The sequence below is a fragment of the Arthrobacter sp. 01T428 genome, from assembly GCF_056398685.1.
The window spans coordinates 14,499-39,790 of sequence record NZ_JBFTPW010000001.1 but is presented as its reverse complement, the minus strand read 5'-3'; the positions used below and the strand labels follow the sequence as shown (position 1 = coordinate 39,790).

Below are 25,292 nucleotides of genomic sequence, written 5' to 3'. Positions count from 1 at the left end.
TATTCCCGCCACCGATAACAAATCAGGTGCACAGATGGATCATCATCAACCAGGCCACGCAGCACCAGTGCTGAACGACGCGGTGCCTGTCAGGCACCCTGGCCGTTGGATCAGCGCCATCGTCATCGTTGGCGTACTAGCACTTATGGTGCAGAGCGTGATCACGAACCACAACTTCCGTTGGGACGTTGTGGGCACCTACATCCTGGACGTGAAGGTCGTCCAGGGTGTTGGCTGGACGCTTCTCCTGACCGTAGCTTCGATGGTCATTGCCATTGTCCTGGCCATCCTGCTGGCCGTGATGCGCCAGTCCGACAACCCCGTCCTGCGCTACACGAGCTGGGTCTGGGTCTGGTTCTTCCGCGGCACCCCGGTCTACACCCAGTTGGTCTTCTGGGGCCTGATCGCCGTCCTCTACCCCAAGATCAGCGCAGGGGTGCCGTTTGGCCCCGAACTGTTCAGCGTGGACACGAGCACCGTCATTACGGCTCTTGTTGCGGCGATCCTGGGGCTAGGCCTGAACGAATCCGCCTATCTGGCGGAGATCTTCCGGGCCGGCCTGAAGTCAGTGGACAAGGGACAGACCGAAGCCGCCGAAGCCCTGGGCATGGGCAACGGCAAGATCATGTGGCGGATCATCCTGCCCCAGGCAATGCGCATCATCGTCCCGCCCACCGGCAACGAAACCATCGGCATGCTCAAGACCACCTCCCTGGTCCTGGCAGTCCCGTTCACCCTGGACCTGACCTTCGCGACCAACGCCCTGGCCAACCGGATCTACCTTCCGGTGCCGCTGCTGATCGTGGCAGCCATCTGGTACTTGGTCATCACCAGCCTCCTCATGGTCGGCCAGCACTACATCGAGGCCTACTACGGCAAGGGCGTGGACACCAACCTGGCCCCGGCCGTCATCAACCCGGCAGCCGCCAAGGCCGCTGCCGCAGTGGCACCGAGCGCCGAAGCTGAGCCGTCCTTAAAGATGGACTTCCCCGAGGAGGACGCAAAATGACGATCACCACCCAGAAACCGCTGGTGCGGATCGAAGGCCTCCACAAGTACTACGGCCAACACCATGTGCTCCGCGGCATCGACCTGACGGTCAACCAGGGCGAAGTGTCCGTTGTCATCGGCCCGTCCGGTTCGGGCAAGTCCACGATGCTCCGCTGCGTGAACCTCCTCGAAACCATCAGCGCCGGCCGCATTTCCGTTGGCGACCAGCTGATCGGCTACCGCGAAGTCAACGGCCGCCTCCACGACCTGAAGGTCAAGGAAATCGCCGCGCAACGCCGGGAAATCGGCATGGTCTTCCAGCGCTTCAACCTGTTCCCCCACAAGACCGCGTTGTACAACGTGATGGAAGCGCCCGTGCAGGTCAAGGGCAAATCCAAGAGTGATGCCAAGAAGGCCGCCCTCGAATTGTTGGACCGGGTGGGCCTGGCTGATCGAGCCAACCACTACCCTGCTCAGCTTTCCGGCGGCCAGCAGCAACGCGTCGCGATCGCCCGGGCCCTGGCCATGGAACCGGAACTGATGCTCTTCGACGAGCCGACGTCCGCCCTTGACCCCGAGCTCGTGGGCGACGTGCTCAACGTGATGAAGGACCTGGCCAAGTCCGGCATGACCATGATCGTGGTGACCCACGAGATCGGCTTTGCCCGCGAAGTCGGCGACCGCCTGACCTTCATGGACGGAGGTGTGGTGGTGGAATCCGGTGACCCGCGCGAAATCATCGCCAACCCCCAACACGCCCGCACCAAGGAATTCCTCAGCCGCGTGCTGTAGTTCCTGCTGCGACGTGCGACGCGCAAATGCCCTGACGCGGCTGGAAATCCAGCCGCGTCAGGGCATTTCCGTGTCGTCAGCCAGATTGCGCGTCGCCAGGGCCGAACATCTACGCCCCGAGCAGCACCTGGGACACTGCCGCGGCGACCGCGGCCTTGATGCGCGCGTGCAAGGGACGCAACCCAGACCGGTCCGTGCGTACTTCCACGATGCTGCGCCCCTTCAAAGGCGAGGCAAGCACTGCGGCGAGCTCCGCCGTCGTACGCACCAAAGTGTGCCCGACGCCGTACGCCGAGGCGAGCGCTGAAATGTCCACGCTGTGCGGGGTGCCGAAGAGGCGCTCGACGGCGGTGCCGTAACCGCCGTCGTCCTCCACCTTGCCGTGCTCAAGGAGACCGAAGATGCCCCCGCCGGCGTCGTTGAGGACCACGATGCGCAGGTCCGGCCCGGGTTCGCCGGCTCCGAGGAGGAGGCCGCCGGCGTCGTGCAGGAAGGTGACGTCTCCCAGGAGGAGGGTGGTTTCGCGGCCCGCTCCGAGGGCGATTCCCGTAGCCGTGGAGATAGTTCCGTCAATGCCGGCGAGGCCGCGGTTCGCGAACACCGTGGCGAGGGGCTCGGGGTCGGGCTGTCCGGCGAGGTCGACGTCGCGGATGCCGTTGGAGGAGCCCAGGACCAGCTGCCCGCGCGCGTGTTTCCAGACGACGGCTCCCACGGCGGGTCCACTGGCCGCCAGCTCGGCCTCGAGGACGCCGTCGAGCGTGTGTTGGGCCGCAGCCCCGGCCAGGAGCCAGGCGTCGAGCCAATCATCAGAGCCGCGGCCGGCGAACCCTGCCAGTTCAGCCAGGGAATCGAAGCGTTCCTCGCGACGCCGGCCGTGTTCATACCAGGCCACCGGAACGGGCTCGTACATGGCGGCGGGGAGGTCGTTGCGGGCCAGGAGGGCGGCGACGGGCCGGGACAGCGTAGGCCGCCCGAAGACTACCACCCGCTCGATCGGCAGAGCAGATCCGGGCCCGAAGTTGTCCAGCATGAGGCGATACGGGCCGACCGCGTTGGGACCGAAGCGCGCGTTGGAGGAGGGCTCGGCGAGCAAGGGAAGGCCGTGGGCACGGGCGAACGCCTCGGCGACCGGACCGGCGTCGTGCCCTGCCAAAACCACCGTCCGCCGCTCGGTCAGTTCAGCGGGAGCGGGGGGCATGCTCAATGGTTGGGGACCGGAATCGTAGTGGAAAACTCCGTGGCCCTTGGTGGCGGGCAGCGCCTCGCCCGGTTCGGGAACCAGCGGCTCGCGGAAAGCCAGGTTGAGCTGCACTGGGCCGGGCGGCGTGTCCGCGAGGGCGCCGGTGGCCGCGTAGATGGCGGTCTCGACGGCCCGCTTCGGGTTGCTGCCCGCGGCGATGTCGACGGCGAAGCGAACGTGGTCGCCGAAGAGGTCGAGTTGGATGGTGGTCTGGTTGGCGCCGGTGCCGTGGAGCTCGGCCGGGCGGTCGGCCGAAAGGACTACGAGGGGCACGGCGGCGTGGTTGGCTTCCATGACCGCAGGCAAAAGATTCCCGACGGCGGTGCCCGAGGTGGTCAGGACGGCCGCCGGGGCTCCCGTCGACAGGGCCAAACCCAGTGCCGTGAAACCGGCCGAACGTTCGTCGATCCTCACCAGGAGGCGGACATTCCCGGCCGCTTCGGCCTCGGCGAGTGCGTAAGCCATGGGTGCCGAGCGCGAACCGGGAGAGATAACCACGTGCCGCACACCGCCGTCGAGCAACGCCTTGACGGCGATACGGGCAGCGGCGAGGGAGCTCAGGGAGCCTTGCGAAGTCACCGCACCAGTCTATTAGCGGCGCCTCCCTCCCGACGCTCGCTCACCTATAGGGCCAAAACCCCAAACGCTCGCTCACTCCCTTGAAGAGAGTGAGCGAGCGTCGGCCGAAAGACCCACATAGGTGAGCGAGCGTCGGCCGAAAGACCCACATACGTGAGCGGGCGTCAGCCGGTGCGTTGGTCGGGAAGGCGTCGGGCAAGGGAAGGGCTAGCCGTCCTTGCGGAACACCTGCACGACCGACGGTCGCGGGGCGCGGACCTGGCCGGCGGCCGGGGCGGCTCCGGCGCCCACGTAATCCGGGAAGAAGGAGTGGGGGGCGTCGAACGTCCCTTCCTCACCCGGGTGCTGCACGGCGACGAAGACGGTCCGCTCGTCGTCGTGCACGATCGGTCCGCACGTCTCGGCGTCGCGCGGCACGGCGAGGAACTGCTCAACCTTGCCGCGTTCGCTGCCATCCAGCGTGACCTTGAAGAGGCCGTCCGCGTACCCGATCGACGACGGCGCGCCGTCAGTGGCGATCCACATGTAGCCTGCCGAATCGAAAGCGACGTTGTCCGGGCAGGAAATGGGCGAGACCTTGTCGACCGGGAAGCCGGAGAAGTAGGTCGAGGAGTTCTTGGCGGGGTCTCCACAAACCATCAGGAGCGTCCAATTGAAGCGCGTAGACGTCTGGTCGCCGGTTTCGGTGATCTCCACGATGTGGCCGTCCCGGTTGAGCCTGCGCGGGTTGACCTCGGTGGCGCCTTCCTTGCCAGGCTTGCCGCGGTCCGAGTTGTTCGTGCAGACCACGTAGACCTTGCCGGTGGCCAGGTTGGGTTCGACGTCTTCGCAGCGGTCCATCTTGGTGGGGCCGACCTTGTCCGCGGCCAGGCGTGTGTAGACGAGTACCTCGGGGACGGACATGCCCGGAACTGCGGAGACGCCGTCGACCACCAAGGGAAGCCACTCGCCGGAACCGTCGAAGGCGCCGTCGGAGGGAAGCGCGCCGTTGCCGGTAATCTCCGACGCCGGAGAGTCGCCGGTGAACTTGGCAACGTAGAGGTCGCCCTCGGAAAGAAGGTCCATGTTGCTCCGGCGTGCCGCGGCCGAGTCGCCGGGCATGTACTTGCCCTTGGAGACGAACTTGTAGAGGTAGTCGAAGCGCTCGTCGTCGCCCATGTACGCCACCACGTGGCCCGAGTCGGCAACTATCACGTTGGCGCCCTCGTGCTTGAAGCGGCCCATGGCGGAGTGCTTCTTGGGTGTGGAGGAGGGGTCGAACGGGTCGACTTCAACAATCCAGCCAAAGCGGTTGGACTCGTTGGCGTAGCCGGCGTTGTTGGTGTTGAAACGCGGCTCATCCAGCTCCCACTTACGGGCCGTTGCCTTGTTGGAGAGGCCGTAGCGCTTGTCGCCCGCCGAGGTGCCGGGAGCCACGAAGTAGCCGTTGAAGTTTTCCTCGCCGGAGAGGATGGTGCCCCAGGGAGTGGTGCCTCCGGAGCAGTTGCCGAGGGTGCCTTTGATCTTCCGGCCTGAGGGATCGTCGATGGTCTTCACCAAGTCCGTGCCAGCGGCGGGGCCGGTGAGTTCGTAGGTGGTGTCGGTCAGGAAGCGGCGGTTGAGCGGCGCACCCTTGACGTAATTCCACGGCTTGTTCTTGTTCTTGCGCTCAAGTTCCACAACCGTGAGCCCGTGTGCGGCACGCCCGATCGCGCGCGCCTCCGCGGCCGCCAAAGTTGCCGGGAACATGATGTTCTCGTTGGTGTACTCGTGGTTGGTGAAGAGCACGGCACGGCGGTCCTTGGAATCCGGGATGGGCAGGATGTCCGTGTAGTCGTTGTTGTAGCCGAACTGTCGGGCCTGCGCTGCCGCGGTCTGGCCGTTCAGCTCGAAGGCCGGCGAGTCTGCGAAGAGCGGATCGCCCCAACGGATGATCGGCTGCCACGCGAATCCATCCGGGACGGTGAACGCGTCCACGGTGTAGTCGACCGGCTTGATCGGCGCGAACTTGAGCTTGGCCTTGTCGAAACCCGTCTTTGCAGCCCCAGACAGGCCAACGCCGCCGGGAACGTTTCCGGAAAGGCTGCCGCCCAGCACGACGGCGAGCGCACCGACGGCGCCGAAGCCCAGGGCGGCGCGGCGGGACACGGCTGCGGAAGCGATGTCGCGGAAGTAGGCGTTGGAACTCGTATTGCACACCTCGCCCGAGCAGGCGTTGTCGCACTTCAGGGCGCACGTCACGGGGCTGCGCTTGCCCTTCGTATGGCCGAGCATGGGGAGCAAGTCGAACTTGCGCTTGGTTGATTCAGACATGGGAAATACCTCCGGGGATTGAGTGATTTCCCAACCCTTACAGCGCTATCGGAATCCGAGAGGACGCTCCGGTTAAGTTCCGGTGAATTCCCAGACTTTTCCCAGCAATCTATGCCTCAAGGAGTGCGTGCACGCGACGGAGCCGGTCCAGCCACCACTCGCGACGTTCAGCGGGAGCCGCATACCGCTCCAGCAGCCCCTCGTCGGCGACGGCTTCGCGGACCCGGATCGCGCCGTCGTCGGGCACCAACGGATCCTGCGTGATGTCCGAGGCGAACAGCCGCACGGTCCCCAGCCCGCACGCGTACGGCAGTTCCGGCAGCGCGGCCGCGAGCGCGAGCCCCGCGCGGATCCCCACCGAGGTGTCCAGCGCCGAGCTCACGACGGCGGGAAGCCCGGCTTGCCCCACGATGTCCAGCGCGCGCCGCACTCCCCCGAGCGGCGCCACCTTGACCACGATCAGGTCCGCCGCGCCCGCGCGGGCCACCTTGAGGGGATCGTCTTCCTTGCGCACGGATTCGTCGGCGGCGATGAGCACGGGGGTGCCCTGCTGCACGAGCCGCCGGCGGACTTCGGCAAGGCCCTCGATCTGCGGCACGGGCTGCTCGGCGTACTCGAGCCCGACGGCGGATAGCCGCCCAAGTGCCTCCACCGCCTGCGGCACGTCCCAGCCTGCGTTTGCGTCCACCCGGATCGCGGCGTCCGGCAGGGCGTCGCGGACTGCGGTGACGCGCGCGACGTCGTCGGCCAGTTCCTGTCCGCGCTCGGCGACCTTGACCTTGACGGCGTCCACGCGGCCGAAGCGCTCCAGGACCTCTGGCACCCGGGCGGCCGGCACGGCGGGGACGGTCGCGTTGACGGGAATGGTGTCCCTCAGCGGCGGCGGAAAACCCTGCCATGCGGCTTCGACGGCGGCGGCGAGCCAGCGCGCGGCCTCGGCGTCGCCGTACTCAGGGAACGGACAAAATTCGCCCCATCCGGCCGGTCCGCGGAACAGGAGGGTCTCGCGCTCGGTGATGCCCCGGAACGTGACCCGCATCGGCAGGCTGACCACTTTTGCGGTGGCAAGGAGCTCGTCGAGGGTGGGGAACGGAGGCATGGTTTCACTGTAGCGTGGGGCGGCGCCGGGTCGGTTCCTAGGGCGGGGCGAGCCGGCTACGCCGGGTTGCCGCCCGGCGTCGTGGGGCCCCCGGGCGTCGTGGGGCCGCCCGGCGTCGTGGGGCCGGCGTGGCACGCGCGCCCCTCCGGACGCTCGCTCACCTTTGGGGTGTTTTCGGCCGACGCTCGCTCATGATGTGAGCGAGCGTTCGGCTGGAAGGCCATATATGTGAGCGAGCGTCGGGCTGGGGAACGCGGGGAACGTGGACCGGAACCACTCCTCACACGCGTTAGGTAGAATGCAGCAAGAATCGGAACCACAGCCGGAGGAGCCCGCATGCAGCGCAAGGCCACAGCACTCGACGTCGCCAAACGGGCGGGCGTCTCGCGGAGTGCGGTGTCGCTGGTGCTCAACGGCCGGGGAGACGGCAACGTGGCCAAGGAAAGCCAGGACCGCATCCGGCAGGCCGCAGCGGACCTGAACTACTCCCCCAACCCCATCGCCCTGAGCCTTCGGAACCAGCGAACGCGCGTGATCGGCATCGTGTCGGACGAGGTGGTGGTGAGCCCGTTCGATGGCAACATCATCGGCGGCGCCGACGACGTCGCCCGCGCCCACGGCTTCGTCACCGTCGTGATGGACACCGAGCGCGACGCCTCCCGTGACGAGAGCGCCGTCGAGACCCTGTTGGACCGGCAAGTGGACGGGCTGATGTACGTCACGGTCGGTTTGAAGCCGCTCGACGTCCCCCAGGGCATGCTGCGGGTCCCCTCTGTCCTCGCCAATTGCTACGACAGCAGCCCCGCCCCACGGCTGCACCACGTGATCCCGGACGAAGTTTCCGGCGGTCGGGAAGCCACAGAGCACCTCCTGCAGCTGGGCCATCGCGATATCGCATTCCTCGCCGGGGCCGCCACCTCACCGGCTGTGCCCCTGCGCATCGTGGGGCATCGGGAGGCCATGGCCAAGGCCGCCATCCCGGTCCGCGAAGACCGCGTGTTCATGGCCGGTTGGGACATCAACGACGGCTTCCACGGCGCCATGGGCCTGCTCTCCGCCACCGAGCGGCCGACGGCGATTGTCTGCGCGAACGATCGACTCGCCATCGGCGTCGCCCTGGCTGCGGCGCGGCTGGGCCTTTCCGTACCGCGCGACCTCTCGATTATGGGTTACGACGACGAGTTCCGCATCGCGGCCACCATGGTTCCTGCGCTCACCACCATGGCGCTTCCCTTGCGCGAAATGGGCGCGGCCGCGATGGGCATGTTGCTTGGGCAGATTGGGGACCCGGCACGGCGACCGACGACGGGCGGCGGCGGCGGTTTCGAGGCCAACGGCGGCTTGGAAACCATGGTCCCCTGCCGTTTGGTGGTCCGTGAGTCCACCGGGCCCGTACCCGCTCTCTAGATCCGACCACTTTTGGCCGGGCCGCCGCCCGGGAATCCGCGGAAATACGGGGATCCCGGACTGCAGCACCGGCCAAAAGTGGTCAAAAGTTGAGTGCCCGACGGCGGCCTGCCGCCTATTCCGGCAGCTTCAGTTCCCAGACCTCCGCGGCCGCACCTTCGGGAAGCTCAAGGATCCATGCTTCCCCGGCCGCAGGGTAGGCGCGGAGTGTCGTGGCGACGGAACCTGTCCGATACACCTCCACCAAGGAAGCATCCACGAAGATGCGGAGTTCCTCGCCCTCGGACAACGGCCCTGCAAACACAACTTGCCGTTCCGCGCCGGAGGCCAGGACCAGCCGAACCTCACCGGCTCCAGCAACAGTCCCAGCCGTCACAACTGCCTCGGCAAACGGCGGCAAGTCAACGGCCCCGGAAGCCCCGGCCGCGAGGACAGGACCCCGGTAAGCGTCCACCTCCGGCGCCGGAGCAACCACCAATGCGCCGTCCTCAACCGAGAGGAAGCGCGGGTGGGTTAAGACGCCCGCCCAGCCTGCGGCGTCGATCTCGTCCTGCGAACGGCCACGCCGGCCATCACGACCCGGGCCTTCGTTGGCCCATCCCCACAGCAGGGCACGCGGCTCCGACTCCGAGCCGGACGAAGACGCAGTATCCAGCTGAACGATCTGCGGAGCATAGAAGTCCCTGCCAAGGTCGGACCTGCCGCCGGAACGCGGGACGAACACCGGCAGCCCGGTAGACGGGTCCTCGGCGAGCGAGCCGATCAGGTGGCCGACTCCGTTTGCGTGCTCGTGGTCATCCCCGGAGAGCCACAGGGAGAACATCATGACCCAGGTGTCGTCCCCGTCGGACGCCGCCTCGTCGGACGGCACACGGACCAGTTGCGGGCACTCCCAGATCTCAGCCGGCGTCTGCGCAGCCGCCACCGGGTTTTCCGTGGTCAGCCAAATGCCTTGGTACTTCCAGTCGGACATGTCCTCCACCGTGTACAGCAGCAAAGCAGCATGTCCATTGGCCAGCCCGGCGCCCTGCATGGCGTAGCGCTTGCCGTTGAAGTGGAAGATGAAGGGGTCGCGCACGGCCGTGACAAGGCCGTCGTCCGGCATGGAAGCGGCAATGTGGCCATCCTGTTCCCAGGACACCAGGTCCGCCGAGCCCCGGGAAATCACCACCTGCGAGTGACCCCCGTCGCCCCGCACGCCGGAGTACGCAGCGGTGGGGACACCGCCGTCGTCGGTCACTACGCCGGTCCAGCAGCCGAACTCGTCCGGCCCGCCATCCTGCGGGCGCAGCGCGACGGGGTGTTCATCCCAGTGGACCAGGTCCGGGGAGCTCACGTGGCCCCACTGGATCCGGTGGTGCCGTGCCGATTCCGGGTTGAACTGGAAGAACACGTGGTAGCGGCCGTTGATGTAGCTGACGCCGTTGGGGTCGTTGATCCAGCCGTGCGCCGGCCGCGGGTGGAAGCGCGGGAAAGCCGGGTCCGGGTGGGTGGCCGCCGCGGCGAGTGCAGGGGCGGACGAAATGAGGTCCGTCATCGAAGTCCTTTCAGGGAAGTAGAGGCTATTTGCCGGTGCCGGCGGTGAGTCCGTCACGCAAGGCGCGTTGGCCGAACATGAACACCACCAGGGCGGGAATCATGGAGAGGATCACGCCTGCCAGCACCACGGAGATGCTGCCCGTGCCCAGGTTGCCCTGCAGCGACACCAGGCCCAGCGGGAGCGTGAAGTTCTGCTCGGAGATGGTCAGGATGAGCGGGCGGAAGAACTCGTTCCAGTGGTAATTGAAAGCCAGGATGCCCACGATCGCCATGCCCGGCATCGCCAGCGGCGCATACACGGAACGGAACGTGCGCCACGGCGAGGCTCCGTCGATCGCGGCGGCCTCGCCCAAATCGGCCGGGAGCCCCAGGAAGTACTGCCGCATCAGGAAGGTGCCGAACGCCGTCGGGATCGCCGGAAGGATGAGCGCGAGGAGCGTGTCGGACAGACCGATGCCGCGGATCAGCATGAAGACCGGAACGATCGTCACCTGCGCCGGGACCATCATGGTGGCCAGCACAATCGAGAACAGTGCCCCGCGGCCGCGGAACTTGAGGTTCGCGAACGCGTAACCGGCGAGCGCCGCCGTGAACATCTGCCCGACGGCGATCAGTCCCGTCACGAGGGCGCTGTTGAGAACCAGAAGCATGATGTTGAGCTGCTTGAAGACCTGGTCATACGACGAGAAATCGGGGTTGAGGGGAAGGAACGACGGCGGCAGTTGGAACGATTCCGCCGGTGGCCGCAGCGAGGTGGACAGGGTCCACAGCACCGGACCGAGGATGAAAACGGACGCGATCAGGAGCAGCACGATTCGTCCCGCCATGCTCCAGTTCCGCTTCTTTCGCGGCGCGAGCCGCTGGGGAGCCAAGCGATCGACGGCGGCGCGCTGGGTTGAGGTTGTAGTCATGGCGGGCCTTACTGGTAGAAGACGAATCGTTTGCTGAGCCGGAACTGGGCGGCGGTAATGGCCATGATGATCAGCGTGAGGATGACGCCGATCGCCGAGGCCTGGCCGAACTCGAGGCGCTGGAACGCGGACTCGAAGATCACCATCACTGCGGTGCGCGTGGCGTCGCCGGGGCCGCCGCGGGTGAGGACGTAGGGCTGGTCGAACACTTGCAGGGCGTTGATGATCGCCATGACGGACGCCACCAAGGTGGTGGGGCTCAGGAGGGGCAGCGTCACGTGGAGGTGCTTGCGCCAGCCCGTGGCGCCGTCGATCGACGCAGCCTCGTACGTTTCGGTGGGGATGGACGCCAGTCCGCCGATGAACAACAGGAACGAGAACCCGAAGTTCTGCCACACGTACACGAGGATCACGACGGCGGCAGAACCGGCCGGCGTCGTCAGCCACGGGACGGCGGGGATGCCGACGAAGGACAAGAGCCAGTTGACCACGCCGAACTGTTCGTTGAACAGGTAGCGCATGAAGATGGACACCGACGCCGCGGACAGGATCAGAGGGAAGAAGAAGGCGCTGCGGAAGAAGACACGAAGCCAGGCCGGGAGCTTCTCCTGCACCATGATCGCCAGTGCTAGCGCGAGGCCGAGCTGAAGCGCGACGGCGACCACCACGAACAGGATCGTGTTCAGGAACGAAACACGCACTGTGGGGTCCTGGACCACTTCGGCGAAGTTGTCGAACCCGACGAAACTTGGCGCCGAAATAATGTCCCAGCGGAAGAAGGCGAGAACCACGGAAGCAACGATCGGCACGAGCGTGAAAAGCCCCATGCCAAGGATGGTGGGAGCGAGGAACGCCCAGGGCAGCCAGCGCTGACGCTGTCTCCCGGTAGTCTCGCCCCCGGTTCCGGCGCCGTTTCGGCGCTTGGGCCCCGCGCCGTTGCGGCGTTTGGTGGACATGCCCGTTGTTGCCGTGCTCATGCCTGCCTCCTCAAGGCGATCTCAAGGTCGCGTTGCATGGAGGCGAGGGCCTGCTTGAGCTGGTTCTCATCACCGCTGACGGCCAGGGATACGTTTTTCATCAGGGCGGTCTCGACGGCGGCCTGCTGGGGCGGCGCCGGAATGGGACCTGTGGTGGGGAATTTGTCGAGGGTGTCGTAGAAGACTTTCCAATGCTTGGGTCCGCGTCCGGCGTACAACTGCTCGTTGACCATGGAACGGCGCGCCGGGGTGGTGTTCGGCGTCGGGAAGACCAGGCGCATGGCTTCCAGGCTGGAAGCGAACTTGAGCCACTCCCACGCCGCGTCCTTGTCCTTGGCGGTCTTCATGATGGCGTAGCCGGCGGTGCCGAACTGGTGCCGCTGGGTGCGCCAGCGCGGGAAGAACTGGACGTCGAAGCCGTCTTCCTTCATTCCGGCTTCGTGGAGGCCTTCCACCCAGTAGCCGCCGGCCGGGGTCATGCCGATCCTGTTGGAGGCGAACAGCCCGACGAGTGAATTTCCGCCACCCTCCTCGGGACGAACGCCGAGGCCATCCTTGACGAGGCCGCGGAGGTAGTCGAACGATTCGTACACCCGCGGGTCATCCGCGTTGGGCTCAAGCCACTGGTAGCCGCCGGAGCGCAGCCCGCGTGACGGATCCTGGGCGTAGAAGCTGTCCCAGAGCCATTCGCCGCCGGTGGACTTGGATTCCTTGAGGAAGCTGGTGTCGTTGGCATAGAGCCAGGGCACCACGCCACCGAAGAGCCTGTTGGTCCAGTAGTACGGAGTGAAGTCCTGCGGCCTCGCTTTGCGCATCGAAGCCAAGGTGTCGCGGAAATCGACCTGGGTCCAGTTGTCTGCCGGACGTTCGAGTCCGGCTTGCTGAAGGGCCGAGGTGTTGTAGTACATGTTGGCGGCGTTCCAGTCGATGGGAAGCTGGAACAGGCTGCCCTTGTACATGAACGCCTCCACGAGGCTCGGGTGGACGTCCGCGAAGTACTCCTTCATGTCCGCGGCGTCGCGGCGAAGGTACTCGTCCAAGGGGTGCGCCAGTTTCTCGGCGAAGAGCTGGGCACCTTCCGTGGCCACGTAGACCACATCCGGTGGCGTTCCTGCTGCCACCATGGTGAGGATCTTGGTGAAGAAGTCCTTCCAGTCCGCGGCCTGGATGGCCTGGACCTTCACCTTGATCTCCGGGTGCACTTTAGCGAATGCATCGATGACCCGCTGGCGGGCGGCTGCGTCCGCTGCGGTTCCCAAGATGGCGATGCTAAGGCTGTTGTCCCCGCGGCCCGGGATGTCCATGCCGGTCAACCGCGGCCACGACGCCACTGTTGCTCCGACAATTCCCGCACCCAAGGCACCAAGGGCCGTCCTGCGTGAGATCTCACGCAGCTTCCCATTGCTTCCTGCCATGTCCAATTCCTTCCTAACACGTGTTAGGTAGCGTAAATCCATCGCCTAACACGTGTCAAGCGTCACATTCGTGTTACGGCTCCCTCACTCGTCCCCGACGCCCGCTCACCTATGTGCCCTTTTTCCCGGACGCTCGCTCGGATACAAGGCCAAACCGGCAAACCCTCGCTCACCTATGTGGCCTATTGGCCAAACCCTCGCTCACCAACCGCGCTCAACCCCAGGCCCACAACCCGCCATATCCGAGCGAGCGTCCACCCACAACCCGCCATATCCGAGCGAGCGTCCACCCAAGAGCCCCCATATCTGCAGGAGGGTTCACTTCCGAAGACGCGGCGAATACGCTGAAGCAAGCTGCCCCATTCCCCCGTCCCTAGCTTTGGAGCCCATTAATGACAGGTTGGAATGCCGAGAACCTCGCAGGTTCGGCCGGCGCAGGTGCCGTGACACTTTTGGCAGGAACATCGTTTTGCGTGTCGGCGGCCAACGGCGATATGGACCAACTGCGCCCGCACGGGATGTTCTTCCGCGACACACGGTTCGTTTCGAACTGGGCGTTGGAGGTGAACGGCCACCCCATCGAGGCCTTGGGTTCCCCTGTCCCGGAGCCCTATCGTGCCGATTTCGTCGGCCGAGCGTCTCGCACCGATGGCTTGGCAGACAGCCATCTCCTGATCGAGCGCCGGCGGAGCCTGTTCGGCGGGGTGCACGAAGAGATTACGATCAGGAATTTTTCCAGCAGGCCCACACACGCCACGGTTTCACTCACGGTCAATGCGGACTTTGCGGACATCTTCGAAGTGAAGGAAGGCCGGGCACGCCACGAGAGTGTGCATTTGACGCGGGCCAGTGACGGTTCGTTAGTCCTCGAGTCCCAGCGGGAGGGGCGGCACGTACTTGTCACCATTGACGCACCGAATTCCGAGGTTGACGGAGACGTCGTCAGCTACGACATCTCTCTTGAGCCCCAAGGCCATTGGTCCACGGGTGTGACGGCCACGCCCCGCATCGACGGAGTTGGACCCGAGGCGGACGCCCAGGTTTGGGGCAACCAGCGCGCCTACGATCTTCCTGAAGAAAGGCTTCAGGAGTGGCACGGCAGGGTTCCCATAACGGAGCTTGCCAACCAGGCCTTCGACAAAGCATTGGCCCGGAGCAGGGAAGACCTCGGTTCCCTCAGGATCTTCGACCCCGACCATCCCGGACGGACGGTGGTGGCCGCAGGATCGCCTTGGTTCATGGCGCTTTTCGGCCGGGACTCCCTCCTGACGTCCTTCATGACCCTTCCACTGGACCCGTCCCTGGCGTTGGGAACGCTCAAAACCTTGGCCGACCATCAGGGCCGGACCGTCAATCCGCTCAGCGAAGAGGAGCCGGGCCGGATCCTGCATGAGGTGCGCCTGGGCGCCACGACAGGCCTCGCGCTTGGCGGCGGCAGTGCGTACTACGGTTCAGTGGATGCCACCCCGTTGTTCGTCACGCTCGCGGGGGAGCTCACCCGCTGGGGGTTCCATTCCGAGGTCTCGGAGTCCCTTCTGCCGGCGGTGGACCGGGCCCTTGACTGGATCCGCGACTACGGAGACGCCGACGGCGACGGGTTCGTTGAGTACTCGCGGGCCACGGACCATGGCCTCCTCAATCAAGGCTGGAAGGACTCCGGGGACGGGATCAATTTCGCCGACGGCACATTGGCGGAGCCGCCGATCGCCTTGTGCGAAGTCCAAGGCTACGTCTACACCGCCTATCTCAGCCGGGCCTTGATGGCCCAGGAGGAGGGCGACCTGAAGCTGGCTGCGGTGTGGGGCGCGCGGGCGGCCGAACTCAAGCGAAAGTTCAACGAGCAATTCTGGCTCCCAGAACGCGGCTATTTCGCCATCGCCCTCGATCGCGACAAGCGGCCGGTAGACGCCTGCGCATCCAATATGGGTCACTGCCTGTGGAGCGGAATCGTCGACGACGACAGGGCTCGGTTAGTCGCGGAGCGGCTCATGTCGGACACAATGTACACGGGCTGGGGCGTCCGGACGTTGGCCTCGGACATGGCGGCCTACAACCCGGCGAGCTACCACAACGGCTCGGTGTGGCCGCATGACAATGCCCTCATTGCGGGCGGATTGATGCGCTACGGCTTCGTCGAGGAGTCCCAGCGCCTCGTCACGGGCCTACTCGATGCGGCAGAGGCGTTCGACGGACGGCTACCGGAGTTGTTCTGCGGCCTGGACAGGAAAACCTACGGGACGCCCGTCCCCTACCCTTCGTCCTGTTCGCCGCAAGCGTGGGCCGCTGCCACACCTGTTCACTTGCTGCGCGTATTGCTCCGTTTCGATCCTTGCCTCACTCACGGCGGCCTCTGGCTGGCACCGGTGGTTCCCGAAGGCTTCGGCCGGATCAAAATGCGGAACATCCCGCTTGCCGGCTCCCGGATCTCCGTGGAGGTGGTCAACGGAGAAACACGGGTCACGGACCTGCCCGAGGATGTCGCGCTGCACCGCGAAGCCCGCAAGCCGTTGTCCGATCTCTTGGATGTCCACCACGTCACCTCTGGTCTGCGGCGGGGGCACTAGGTGCGCATCGGCTTGGTTGCGCCGCCTTGGATTCCAGTCCCGCCGCCTGCATACGGGGGGACGGAGTCGATCATCGATATCCTCGCTCGCGGCCTGGTGGCCGCGGGCCACGATGTGCTCCTCGCCGCGGCGTCCGGAAGCACGTGTCCAGTGGACAAGGTCCCCGGCCCGCCGCTTGCCGACGGCTCCCGGATAGGGAACGGGACGGACGAGCTCCGCCACAGCGTGTACGCCTTCGCGGCCATGCACGACGTCGACCTCATCCACGACAACACCTTGGCGGGGCCGCTGTACCGGCATCGGCCGGAGGGAACGCCCATCGTCGCAACGGCGCACCTTCCGTTTTCAGAAGAAAACCATGACATTTACCAGGCCATGGCCACAGACACCGCGATCATTGCCATCTCGCACCATCAAGCGGAGACTGCCCCCGGAATCAAGATAAGGAGGGTCATCCACCACGGCATCGACACGCAATCCGTCCCGCTCGGAGCCGGCGACGGCGGCTACGCCAGCTTCCTCGGCCGGATGCATCCCGGAAAGGGCCTGCCGGAAGCAATAGAGACCGCCCGCCTGGCCCAGGTGCCGCTGCGAATTGCGGCCAAGATGTACAGCGCGGAAGAACATGAGTACTACGCCGCGGTTATCGCGCCGCTGCTGGGGCCCGACGTCGAATACCTCGGCGAGCTGAACGCTGCGGACAAGTTCGTCCTCCTGGGCGGGTCCGTGGCCTTGCTGAATCCGCTTCAGTGGGATGAACCTTTCGGCATGGCCATGATCGAGTCCCTCGCCGCCGGGACTCCGGTGGTGGCAACATTCCGCGGATCCGCCCCGGAAATCGTCTCCGAGGGCGTCACGGGCTACCTTCGTCCCAGCCCCCCGGAGCTGGCCGAGGCAGTCATCGCCGCCGCCGCGCTGGATCGCGCCGAGTGCCGCCACGCCGCGGAAAACTACTTCAGTGCCGAGCGCATGGTCGCCGAACACTTGACGCTCTACGAGGAGCTCCTCGCCGAGCAAAAGTGATCCTCCCAGCCAAATATGACACCCTGAAAGCAATGAGTTTTCCTAAGACGAGCCGGCTGCCGGCCACACGTGGAACCGCTACCAGGCGCTGGCCGGGCGCTGGGATGGGCTTGCTTTTTGTGCTCGCAACCCTGGCATGCATGGCCGCATTCGTTGCCACCTACTACTTTTTTGTTCGCACCACCACCGGACAGTACATCGACGAATCCGCCCTGGTGGAGGCCGCGACCATCAACGGTCCCACCGAGCGGGCGACCACCCAGTTCCTCGATTGGCTGCCGGTCACCTCGGTGGCGATTGCCGCCGTCGTGGTTCTTTTCGTCACCTTAATGCGCCGTCGCTGGAAGTCCGCGGGGATCGCGGTGGCCGCATGTGTCGCGGCAAACCTGGCCACCCAGCTCCTCAAGGACTGGTTCCCGAACAGGCCGTTCCGCGGCGTCCAGACCATTGAACTGAACTCGCTGCCCTCCGGTCACACCACGCTCGCGGCGTCTGCGGCTGCTGCGGTGTTCCTGGTGGTGTCGCCCCGCTGGCGGCCCCTGGCGGGGTTCCTCGGTGGCACTTTCGCGGTGGCGGCCGGAGTTTCCACCTTGATCAACCAGTGGCACCGGCCTGCCGACGTCGTCGCCGCGTTCCTCGTGGTCGGAGCGGTCATGCTGCCGGCCGGCTGGCTGGTGCTGCGCACGGGAAAGCGCTGGAACGTCCAGGACGGCCGCGGCGACCATTGGGCGTCGTCGCGTTTGTGGCTTTCGCTGTCGACCCTCGCGGGCGTGGTGGCCGCGGCCGTTGCGGTGTACTCGCTGATCGGAATCGCGAGCGGTTTCGGGCAGGAGAGCACCACCCACTACTTCTGGGCCGGGGTCTCCTTGATTGTCATCACCGGTTATCTGGCGACGGTCGCGGCCACTTGGCTATTTGGTCTGAATGCCCGACGGCGGCAGTCACCTTAGTGCCGCTCGGCGTACCCTGATGCTATGGGCGCCGAAGTCCTGGGTCTCAGGCTCACCACGGGTATTCGGGTTCCGTGTTTGGTCCATGGCGACGCCGATGCGAAGCCGGTGTTGCTTCTGCACGCCTGGGGCGAATCCCGCCGTAGTTTCGACCGCCTTGTACCCCTGCTGACGGACTTCAGGATCTACGCGCCCGACCTCCGCGGGCAGGGCGACGCCGAGAAACCGGAGCTCGGCTATTCGTTGGCGGAGCAGGCCGAGGACGCCGCAGCCATCCTGGATGCGCTCGGTGTGCACAGGGCGTCCGTTCTTGGTTCCTCGAGCGGCGGCTACGTGGCCCAGCAGTTAGCCATCGCGTACCCTGGTCGCGTCGCGGCGCTCGTGCTGGTTGGCTCTCCGCTGAGCCTTCGGGGCCGGACTGCTTTCGCCGATGAAGTCGCCACTCTGCAGGACCCCGTCGACGAGAACTGGGTCCGGAATTCCTTGGCTTGGTTCCCACTGCTGCATGCGGTTCCCACTTGGTTTATCGAGGACCGGGTGCGCGACGGACTCAGGATGCCCGCCGATGCGTGGAAGCTCATCCTCAATGGCTTGCGTACGGCAACTCCGCCCACCGAGTTCGGAACCATTCTCGCGCCCACCCTGATCCTGTGGGGCGCGCATGACGGTGTGTTGCCTCGAAGGCACCAAGAGGCCTTGGCGGCGCGAATATCAGGCGCGGTGTTGAAGGTCTATCCCGGGGTAGGGCATCTGGTCTTGTGGGAGTGTCCGGACCAGGTGGCAGCGGACACCATCGCGTTCCTCAGTTCGCGCGGCTGAGGTTCACGCACGGCATCACGCCCCCGGCTTCGCGGCCCCGACCTTCGGCACCAATGCGCGCAACCGGAGTCGGGCCGGTTCCTCGACATACCTGTACAGCAGGTGGGTGGCCAAGGCAATCCCGAGCAAGCATGCCACCCCGAGCTCGTTCTCCGCCACAGGTCCGGCGCCGTTCGGCCAGTCCCTGATGAGCCAGTAGAAGAGGTAGATGAAGAACATGTGGACCAAGTAAAGGCTGTAGGAGCTGTGCCCGCCATACTGCAGCCACCGGGCGGACAATGCCGAGCGGAGCCAGCCGCGGGTCAGGCTAAGCAGGGCAATGAGCAACGGGAAGGCAAGCACGGCCAGCCGTCCCGGACCCGGTTTACCTGCCGTGGCCAGAAAGACGACGACGGCGGTTCCGGTCAGCAGGGCGCCCGGACCGGCCAGGGCAGCGTTGAATTTCATACGGTTCGCATTCCGTGCGGCGATGCAAGCGAACGCTCCGGCAATGAAGCAGCATGCGATCCGCAGCAGCCATTCGTAAGGCTGATGCTCATCCGTGGCGATGGGCAAGTCCGGACCCCAGACGGCCGTCGGCAGGAGAACGAGCACAGAGGCGGCCAGCGCCGCGAGCGGATGGAGACGGCGTAGCCGGAACAGGACCAGCGCCAGCAGCGGAAATGCCAAGTAGGCCAGCCACTCGGCACTTACCGTCCATCCGGGCCCGAACCAACTGGCGCCGTCGGTACCCGGCTGGAACCAGAGATGCATCATCAGCAGCTGCTTGGCGAGACCCCACGGCGACAGGTCGGGAGACTCGGTCTGGAGGGACCATTCCCGCACGGATTCCTGCGCGCTCCCGTACACCAACCAAAGGCCCAACACGCCCACCACCAGAGCGAACGCGGGCCACATCCGGGCGAACCGGGCCCAGACAAAGTCCGCTGAAGCTCGCCAGCTGAACCGTGGGCCGAGTCGGTCCAGGTACGTGTAGGTGATGATGAAACCGCTGAGAACAAAGAACACGTCCACGCCCAGGTCGCCGTTGGCAATGATGGGTCGGAACAGCTCGTAGACGGGGGCAAGGAAGGTGTGCTGCATGGCTTGAAGGTGGAAGAACACCACCCACAGAGCGGCAACAAAACGCAGTGCGGTGAGCGTCGCCAGATCAGGCCGGGACTGCTTTGCGTCGCTCTTCGGCAGGCGATTCTGTGCCCCTGAACCAAGCGACGGGGCGCCGTCTTTGGCGGGATTCCCAGGGGTCGGATTCGCAGTGGGGGCACGATGCGGAGGCGCGATGACTGAGAACATCCAATTCACCATACCGGAGCCACCTGACCGGAATCTGGGAGCCGCATACCCAACTGACTCGCAGGTAATGTCGTTCTGAGCCCTCAAAACGACATTAATTGCGAGCCAGTTGGGCCCACACCGCCGGTGGTGGCTTGCAAAGCGAGGGGGTCTAGGCCCCGCCACCGGCGAGGGAGCCGGTGGGTGGGCCCACAGCCGCGGGGTTCCCTGGCTGAGCTTGCGAAGCTAGGGGGCGGCTGGGGACTAGTAGTTCCTGCGGTGCTTGAGTTTCGGGAGCGCGACGGCGAATACCGCCGCCGCGGCCACGCCCAGGAAGCCGGTGGCCCAGACGCCCGCCGCGAGCGATACTGCGGCAGTGAGCGCCGAGAGCAGCACTGGCCCGCCCGTGGCACCGGCGTCGGAAATGAACCTCCACAGGCCGAGGAATTGCCCGCGGCCCTTCTCCGGGGAAAAGTCGGCGCCGAGAGTCATGATGAGTCCCGAGCTGATGCCGTTGCCGAAGCCGATCAGGAGCGAGGCCAGCAGGAGCCCCACGAACTCGGCGGAGGACGGCATCAGGAACAACGCCGCGCCCATGATGAGGGTGGACGGCACCGCGACCCACATGCGCCCCTTGCGGTCCATGAGCTTGCCGGCCGGATAGAACACCAGCATGTCGATCGCGCCGGACAAGCCGTAGATCAGAGACGCGTGTGTCGCGTCCAATCCCAGGTGGTCCGCCCACAACGGGATGACAACTTGGCGTGAGGCCCGCAGGGCGCTGAGCAGCAGGATCCCGGTCCCGATCGTGAGGAACACGCCCGCATGGGAAACCGCAACACCACGGAGGGTAGGCTCCGGACCCTTGCGGCCGCCGTCGACGTCGTCCGGCAAGACGAGATCCGGGATGGTGAGGGACAACACCGCGGCGGCCGCCATGCCCACCACGCCAACCCAATACGCCCCGCTGATGCCGGCGAACTGCATCACGGCCGCACCGACGAACGGGCCGATGAACACGCCGATCCGGGTCACTCCGCCCAACGTCGAGAGCGCGCGGGCCCGGTAAATCACGGGGACGGCTTCCGTGAGGTACTTCTGGCGCGCGAGGTTGAAGACGCTCGTGGACATCCCGACGACGGTCATCGCCGCGGCGAGCAGCCAGATTCCGTTGTGCGCAAGGAGCGGCGCGAATCCTGCGGCCAACAAGGCCAACGCTCCGGCGGCGCCTGCAGCCACGATGGCCCATCGTTCGCCGAATTTAATGGTGATGAGCGACGCGGGCAGGTTGAAGAACCAGGATCCCAGCCCGATCAGGGTGACCACCAACGCGGACACAGCCACGGACGCACCCAGGTCGCGGGCGGACAAGGCCACCACCGGAAGCACCGCGCCTTCGCCGATACAGAACAGCAGGGCGGGCCCAAAGGCGGGCAACGCGATGCTGCGGAGATTGAAGGGTTGAACGGTGCTGGTTGTCGTCATCCCTTTCATCCTAGGCCGCCACTCCATTTGCGACGCGCGAAATACCTGTCGCGCACGGAATTCCGGCAGCGTCAGGCATTCCGCGCAGCGTCAGGCATTCCGCGCAGCGTCAGGCATTCCGCGCAGCGCCAGGCATTCCGCGCAGCGTCAAAAGCCTCCGCGCGGACGACGCCGGGGCACGCCTGCCGCTGCCAGCTTCCGTTCTAACACGCCGGGCGCCATGAGTTCCGCCCACACCCAACGGACGACGCCGCACCCCGTGGCACGGATCCGGTCTTCGCGCAGCTTCTCCTCGACGACGGCTTGAGCGGGGGTCCGTCCCTTGAGGAATTCCGGTTTCAGGTACTTGTCGATGCCGTCAAACTCCCCGGCCACCCGCACACCCTTCCAATAGAAGTCCGAAAAGCCCACCAGGCCCGCTTCGTCGCGGAATTCGCGTTGAAGAACCGGGGCCTCAAAGCCGTCGACATGCATCAAGGCGCGGCTGTAGGATTCCCCCGCGGATCCGGACAGGGGATCTGCGAATTCGACCGCCGTTTGGATTCTCCGGATGGCCGCCGCCGTATAAATTCCGTCCGCTCCTGCCAGAAGCGCCTCTTTCGTGATGGCAGGCAATCCCCGTTTCCGGTCGGCTTTGAGCACGTGATCCAAGGGAGCGATCGCTTCGACGAACGGGGTGAAAGCTGCCAGATCCAGTACGGTGCGAACCCTGTCAGTCACCAGCAGTCCCTCGCGGCGACATACCTTGAGGCCGGAGGGGTCCGCGTAGTGGCGGGTTATCCCGGCCCGCGAGCGGCCGCCGTCGTTCCTCAGGGTCACGGCCTGCACCGGATGATGCAGGCCGATGGTGGGGATCCCCCATACTGACGCCGCCGAGTGCCTGGCGAAAATGGTCCGCGCTCTGGAGGTTTCGGCCGCCGCGCTGATCTGGACACGGTATTGTTCCCACGGTTTCAGCGCTGCCCACGCAGCGCCGTCGACGTACACGCCTTGGCGGACGCGATGCAAGGCACCCGTTTTGGCGCTGCGGGCGAGTTCCTTGAGGGTCGTTCCGTGAAAAAGGTGATCTCGGCTGAGTATCAGGCGTGGCAAGCGGGTCATGCCTAAGAACCTGCCACGGCGATTGAGGCCCGCGACAGCACCGAATTCCCCCATGTGGACAACTCCAGTGCTCTCCGACACGGTGTGTTCCCTGCGCCCCCGGAATTCCGTCTGCGTCAGGAATTTAGCGCAGCGCAGGGCACGAAGCGCAGCGACTACTTCAGGAAGCTGGCGTTGAACGAGTTCAGGTCCACGTTGATGCCGTTCAGGGTATGTTCGAACTTCTGCTGGATGCCCACGCGCATGGTGCCCGCGGTATTCCAGCCGCCGTACTGCACGGGGTTCGGTGCCAGGTAGTTGGGGACCCAGCTGGCGTAGTTGAGATTGCTCGTGTCGGTATCCCACAGGGGCACGTCCGCAAATGCGGTGCTGTTGCCCATCAACCCGGGCCACATGCCGCTGCCGCTGTAGATCACGGGCCGCACGCCAAGGCTCCGCACGCCATCCACCATGGCCCGCGTCACCAGGGATCCGCCGGGTTCGATGTCCAGGGCGAAGAACTGCAATTGGGACATGTACGGACCGGCCGCTTTGATCCCGTTCGACCAGCACGACGCGTCACGCGTGTAGACCGCGATCTTGAGGCCGGCGTCGAGCGCCATCTTCAATTGGGCCTGGGTCTGCTGCCACGGAGTGCACGTGCCCCAGACGGTGGAGTGCATCACGTAGAGACGGAAGCCCTCGGCGTAGGCCTGGCGGAACCAGTTGGGGTCGGTGATGGCCGCCGTGGTGTCGAGCACCTTGACGGAGCCGCCCTGGTCGGTTTGGGGTACAGCGTCCGCTTGGGGTACGGCGGCAGCCTGGGGCACGACGACGACGGGCGCGGGAGCGGCGGCAGGCTGCGGAACGGCGGGCGGTGCTGGAGTGGGGGCAGCGGGCGGTGCTGGAGCTGGCGTCGCGAGCGGGGCCACCTCAGCGGCGGGTGCGGCATTGGCGATTGGTGCGGCGCCGGCGTCGGGCGCTGTGTTGGCGGAAGGCCGAGCGCCCGTGGCACCCGTCACTCCGAGGAGAAGCACGGCAGCGAACATCAAGGCAAGTTTTTTGGGAATCAAAAGAGGCTCCTGGGTGCTGGCCTCGGGTTCAGAAACGGGCGCAGCAGGGTGTCATGAAGGCACGGAATTGGGTGCACCATGCCCGGGCCCAGTTCCCGGTCATGGCGAGGTCGCCCCGCAAAGCGAATGACGTCCAAGGGCAACTTTAGGGAAATCCCGGCGGAAGCGACAATTTGCAATCCGCGTAGTAGTCGAGTAAGAACCCGCTCTTACCCGGGCAAAAACAAGTAGTAATAGAGTGTCGCGGGCGTCACGCTAGGCAATAACTAAGTAGCCCCACCCAACTGACTCGCATTAGATGTCGTTTTGAGCCCTCAAAACGACATCTAATGCGAGCTAGTTGGGCGGGGCCCCCGAAAAGGGGAGGCGCTACACGTACCCGTCCACGATCGCGGCCGCGATCTCTTTGTACGCACGCCGGGTGTCGGGGCGCAGGACGTCAAGGGTGACCAGGTCGCCGTCGGCCACTCCCCTGTCGTGCGGGACGGCAATCAACTGGCGGCAAATCCCGGCGAGGTGTTCCTCGATGGCATCCTTGTCCACGCGGGACGACACCTCGTCCTTGTCCGTGATCACCACGATCGCGTTGCGCGCGAGGTCCTCGTAGCCGTGGCTCGCAAGCCACTGAAGGGTGCTGCGGGCACGCTTGGCACCGCTCACAGCGTAGCCGGCGGCGATGATGAGGTTGTCGGCCGATTGCAGGATGCCGCTCATGGCATTGTGCGTTACGCCGGTACCGCAATCGGTCAGCGCGATGGAGTAGTAGCCCGAGATCAGCTGGCGGATCCGCAAGTATTCCTCGGCGGTCAGCGAATCCGAAACTTCCGGGTCCTGTTCACCGGCGATCAGGTGCAGTCGGCCGGCATGGTGCATGTACCGGGCCAGCGCCGTGAGCGAATCGACGTTTTCCACGTTCTTGAGCAGGTCCGTGATGGTGCGCGGCGTGGCCTTTTGGTAGATGCCCTCGCCCAGCGCACGCTCCACGAGGTCGCCGGAATCGGGGTTCGCGTCGATGGCGCAGGGCGGGTCGCCGCGGAATTCCGCCAGGGTGAGGCCCACGCCGACCGTCGTCGAGGTCTTGCCGATCCCGCCCTTGAGGCTCAGCACGGCGGTGTTGTAGCTGCCTTGAAGCTGGCGGGAAATGCGCCGCGCGAGCTCGTCCTCTTCACGCTGCTTGGCGCTGGGACCGAGGTTCCACGCGCCGCCGGTCAGCCTGTAGAGCATGCCGCGGAAGCCACCGATGGGACGCGGTTTCTGTTCCCTCACGAAGGAACCCGGGGACGAGATGAAGTCTGAAATCGGAGCATTGGCGGCTGCGGCCCGTCCGGCTCGAGCGGATGCCGGCGAGTCAGCGCCCGACGCCGGTGCTGCCGCTGTCGGGATCTCGCGGCGCGGTTCCTCACGGCTTGCGTCACCGCTGGCCGGGTCGGTGACCGCTCCGGTGGATGCGTCGGCTGCGGCTGCCGCTTCGGCCCACGATCTGCTTTGCAGCGGGGCAGGCGTGGATGCGGGTGCGTCGGAATCGTTCGGCGTGATGATCGGCATGGTTCCTGTCCAGGGGTCACCCTCTTCGCGACGGCGATCGCGGCGTCGACGAAGCTCGGGCTGCCCTTCGATAGATGCAGCGGCGCTGGCTTCGTTCTCCACGGAATCCGGCATGGTCTTGTCCCCTAGGATTCGCAGCGTTGTGCGCCGCGGCTCTCGTTTGAATTGCTTCAACCAGCAATTCTAGGTGGAGACGGTCACAAACCCGTCATAGCGGGCGTGCCGCGCAGTTCGGACATT

At 65.7% G+C, this 25,292-nt stretch carries 19 protein-coding genes; 7 read left to right on the top strand and 12 right to left on the bottom strand.

Going from position 1 to position 25,292, the window contains the following annotated elements:
- Window positions 1-34: 34 nt before the first annotated feature.
- On the top strand, window positions 35-1,009 hold the full coding sequence (locus tag AC1DJB_RS00170) for an amino acid ABC transporter permease (protein WP_059387234.1): 975 nt from the start codon (window positions 35-37) through the stop codon (window positions 1,007-1,009).
- On the top strand, window positions 1,006-1,782 hold the full coding sequence (locus AC1DJB_RS00165) for an amino acid ABC transporter ATP-binding protein (RefSeq protein ID WP_059387233.1): 777 nt from the start codon (window positions 1,006-1,008) through the stop codon (window positions 1,780-1,782). The genes AC1DJB_RS00170 and AC1DJB_RS00165 overlap by 4 nt, the downstream gene beginning before the upstream one ends.
- 109 nt (window positions 1,783-1,891) lie before the next feature.
- On the opposite strand, the gene menD is transcribed toward AC1DJB_RS00165, so the two are convergent.
- From menD to AC1DJB_RS00150, 3 genes are all read right to left on the bottom strand, one after another.
- Window positions 1,892-3,601: a 2-succinyl-5-enolpyruvyl-6-hydroxy-3-cyclohexene-1-carboxylic-acid synthase gene (menD, locus tag AC1DJB_RS00160; protein ID WP_441432638.1), complete on the bottom strand. Its 1,710-nt coding sequence runs from the start codon at window positions 3,599-3,601 to the stop codon at window positions 1,892-1,894.
- A 207-nt stretch (window positions 3,602-3,808) separates the two neighbouring features.
- The gene (locus AC1DJB_RS00155) at window positions 3,809-5,893 is read right to left on the bottom strand and encodes a PhoX family protein (protein WP_476909826.1); all 2,085 of its coding nucleotides are present in this window, start codon (window positions 5,891-5,893) and stop codon (window positions 3,809-3,811) included.
- Window positions 5,894-6,002: 109 nt separating this feature from the next.
- Window positions 6,003-6,992 carry an o-succinylbenzoate synthase gene (locus AC1DJB_RS00150; RefSeq protein ID WP_476909825.1) on the bottom strand — a complete coding sequence of 330 codons (990 nt, stop codon included), beginning with the start codon at window positions 6,990-6,992 and terminating at the stop codon, window positions 6,003-6,005.
- Between the two features lie 336 nt (window positions 6,993-7,328).
- Between AC1DJB_RS00150 and AC1DJB_RS00145 the strand changes: the two genes are divergently transcribed.
- On the top strand, window positions 7,329-8,399 hold the full coding sequence (locus AC1DJB_RS00145; protein WP_441438176.1) for a LacI family DNA-binding transcriptional regulator: 1,071 nt from the start codon (window positions 7,329-7,331) through the stop codon (window positions 8,397-8,399).
- Between the two features lie 115 nt (window positions 8,400-8,514).
- On the opposite strand, the gene AC1DJB_RS00140 is transcribed toward AC1DJB_RS00145, so the two are convergent.
- From AC1DJB_RS00140 to AC1DJB_RS00125, 4 genes are all read right to left on the bottom strand, one after another.
- Entirely contained in the window at window positions 8,515-9,936 is a 1,422-nt protein-coding gene (locus AC1DJB_RS00140) for a glycoside hydrolase family 32 protein (protein ID WP_441432642.1), read from the bottom strand.
- A 25-nt stretch (window positions 9,937-9,961) separates the two neighbouring features.
- Window positions 9,962-10,765: a carbohydrate ABC transporter permease gene (locus AC1DJB_RS00135; RefSeq protein WP_253257148.1), complete on the bottom strand. Its 804-nt coding sequence runs from the start codon at window positions 10,763-10,765 to the stop codon at window positions 9,962-9,964.
- 92 nt (window positions 10,766-10,857) lie between these two features.
- Window positions 10,858-11,826: a carbohydrate ABC transporter permease gene (locus AC1DJB_RS00130; protein WP_441432643.1), complete on the bottom strand. Its 969-nt coding sequence runs from the start codon at window positions 11,824-11,826 to the stop codon at window positions 10,858-10,860.
- On the bottom strand, window positions 11,823-13,241 hold the full coding sequence (locus AC1DJB_RS00125; RefSeq protein ID WP_332602741.1) for an extracellular solute-binding protein: 1,419 nt from the start codon (window positions 13,239-13,241) through the stop codon (window positions 11,823-11,825). Before AC1DJB_RS00125 ends, AC1DJB_RS00130 begins: the two co-directional genes overlap by 4 nt.
- Window positions 13,242-13,633: 392 nt before the next feature.
- Here AC1DJB_RS00125 and AC1DJB_RS00120 point away from each other — a divergent pair, with 392 nt between their 5' ends.
- The 4 genes from AC1DJB_RS00120 (at window position 13,634) to AC1DJB_RS00105 (ending at window position 18,597) form a co-directional block, all read left to right on the top strand.
- A complete protein-coding gene (locus tag AC1DJB_RS00120) occupies window positions 13,634-15,805 on the top strand; it encodes an amylo-alpha-1,6-glucosidase (protein ID WP_476909824.1) in 2,172 nt (723 codons plus the stop codon).
- A gap of 12 nt (window positions 15,806-15,817) precedes the next feature.
- Entirely contained in the window at window positions 15,818-16,828 is a 1,011-nt protein-coding gene (locus tag AC1DJB_RS00115; protein WP_441432645.1) for a glycosyltransferase, read from the top strand.
- 104 nt (window positions 16,829-16,932) lie between these two features.
- Window positions 16,933-17,778: a phosphatase PAP2 family protein gene (locus AC1DJB_RS00110; protein ID WP_307053692.1), complete on the top strand. Its 846-nt coding sequence runs from the start codon at window positions 16,933-16,935 to the stop codon at window positions 17,776-17,778.
- Window positions 17,779-17,802: 24 nt separating this feature from the next.
- On the top strand, window positions 17,803-18,597 hold the full coding sequence (locus AC1DJB_RS00105; RefSeq protein ID WP_441432646.1) for an alpha/beta fold hydrolase: 795 nt from the start codon (window positions 17,803-17,805) through the stop codon (window positions 18,595-18,597).
- Between the two features lie 15 nt (window positions 18,598-18,612).
- Here the strand turns inward: AC1DJB_RS00105 and AC1DJB_RS00100 are convergent, their stop codons facing one another.
- From AC1DJB_RS00100 to AC1DJB_RS00080, 5 genes are all read right to left on the bottom strand, one after another.
- Entirely contained in the window at window positions 18,613-19,890 is a 1,278-nt protein-coding gene (locus AC1DJB_RS00100; protein ID WP_441432647.1) for an acyltransferase family protein, read from the bottom strand.
- 243 nt (window positions 19,891-20,133) lie between these two features.
- Window positions 20,134-21,354 carry an MFS transporter gene (locus AC1DJB_RS00095; RefSeq protein WP_284990940.1) on the bottom strand — a complete coding sequence of 407 codons (1,221 nt, stop codon included), beginning with the start codon at window positions 21,352-21,354 and terminating at the stop codon, window positions 20,134-20,136.
- Between the two features lie 147 nt (window positions 21,355-21,501).
- Window positions 21,502-22,455 (bottom strand): hypothetical protein, encoded by a 954-nt coding sequence (locus AC1DJB_RS00090; RefSeq protein WP_441432648.1) that lies wholly within the window; start codon window positions 22,453-22,455, stop codon window positions 21,502-21,504.
- Window positions 22,456-22,610: 155 nt separating this feature from the next.
- Window positions 22,611-23,507 (bottom strand): glycoside hydrolase family 25 domain-containing protein, encoded by an 897-nt coding sequence (locus AC1DJB_RS00085; protein ID WP_441432649.1) that lies wholly within the window; start codon window positions 23,505-23,507, stop codon window positions 22,611-22,613.
- A 369-nt stretch (window positions 23,508-23,876) separates the two neighbouring features.
- Window positions 23,877-25,226, bottom strand: a complete 1,350-nt coding sequence (locus AC1DJB_RS00080) for a MinD/ParA family ATP-binding protein (protein WP_370872700.1) — start codon at window positions 25,224-25,226, stop codon at window positions 23,877-23,879.
- Window positions 25,227-25,292 lie beyond the last annotated feature (66 nt).